This is a genomic window from Polymorphospora sp. NPDC050346 (genome assembly GCF_040655695.1).
Classification (GTDB): domain Bacteria; phylum Actinomycetota; class Actinomycetes; order Mycobacteriales; family Micromonosporaceae; genus Polymorphospora; species Polymorphospora lycopeni.
Genome location: NZ_JBFAKM010000107.1, coordinates 1 through 1,087, shown reverse-complemented (window position 1 = coordinate 1,087; position 1,087 = coordinate 1). Strand labels below are relative to the sequence as shown.

At 69.5% G+C, this 1,087-nt stretch carries 1 protein-coding gene and 1 pseudogene; both read left to right on the top strand.

Features of this window, described 5'->3' with window-relative positions:
* Positions 1 to 150 (top strand): annotated as a pseudogene (locus AB0I42_RS37290) (acetaldehyde dehydrogenase (acetylating)); the annotation flags it as partial.
* The coding region (dmpG, locus tag AB0I42_RS37285; protein WP_357544490.1) for a 4-hydroxy-2-oxovalerate aldolase at positions 147 to 1,087 on the top strand (941 nt) is incomplete at its 3' end. The pseudogene AB0I42_RS37290 and the gene dmpG, both read left to right, overlap by 4 nt.

Sequence of the window (1,087 nt, the reverse complement as noted above, 5' to 3'; positions counted from 1 at the left end):
GGGGTGCAGGTGTCGGTGTTCCTGGAGGTGTCCGGGGCCGGGCACTACCTGCCGGCGTATGCCGGGAATCTGGACATCATGACGTCGGCGGCGTTGCGGACGGCGGAGCGGATGGTGGCGTTGCGGGCCGAGCGGGGAGTGGCGGCATGAGCGGGCTGTATATCCAGGATGTGACGTTGCGGGACGGGATGCACGCGGTCCGGCATCAGTTCACCGTCGACCAGGTCCGGTCGATCGCCGCCGCCCTCGACAGCGCGGGTGTGGCGGCGATCGAGGTCGCGCACGGCGACGGTCTGGCCGGCTCGTCGGTCAACTACGGGCATGGTGCGGCGTCGGACGCGGACTGGATCGCCGCCGCCGCCGAAGCCGTCACGAACGCGAAGCTGACCACGTTGCTGCTGCCCGGGATCGGCACGATCGCCGATTTGAAGGCCGCCCGCGATCTCGGCGTGAGCAGTGTGCGGATCGCGACGCACTGCACGGAGGCGGACATCTCCGCGCAGCACATCGGGTGGGCGCGTGAGAACGGTATGGACGTGTCCGGGTTCCTGATGATGTCGCACATGAACGACCCCAAGAACCTCGCGCAGCAGGCGAAGCTGATGGAGTCGTACGGGGCGCACTGTGTGTATGTCACCGATTCCGGTGGTCGGCTGCTGATGCGTGACGTCGCGGAGCGGGTGGACGCGTACCGGCAGGTCCTCGACCCGGGCACGCAGGTCGGGATCCACGCCCACCACAACCTGTCGTTGGGTGTGGCGAACAGTGTCGTCGCGGTCGAGCACGGCACCACCCGCGTCGACGCGTCCCTGGCCGGGCACGGTGCCGGGGCCGGGAACGCGCCGCTGGAGGTGTTCGTCGCCGTCGCGGAGTTGCACGGTTGGGAGCACGGTTGTGACGTGTTCGCGTTGATGGACGCCGCCGAGGACCTGGTCCGGCCGTTGCAGGACCGGCCCGTGCGCGTCGACCGGGAAACCCTGACGCTGGGCTACGCCGGGGTGTATTCCAGTTTCCTGCGGCATGCGGAGCGGGCGTCGGACCGGTACGGGGTCGACGTGCGCTCGATCCTGGTCGAGCTCGGCCGCCG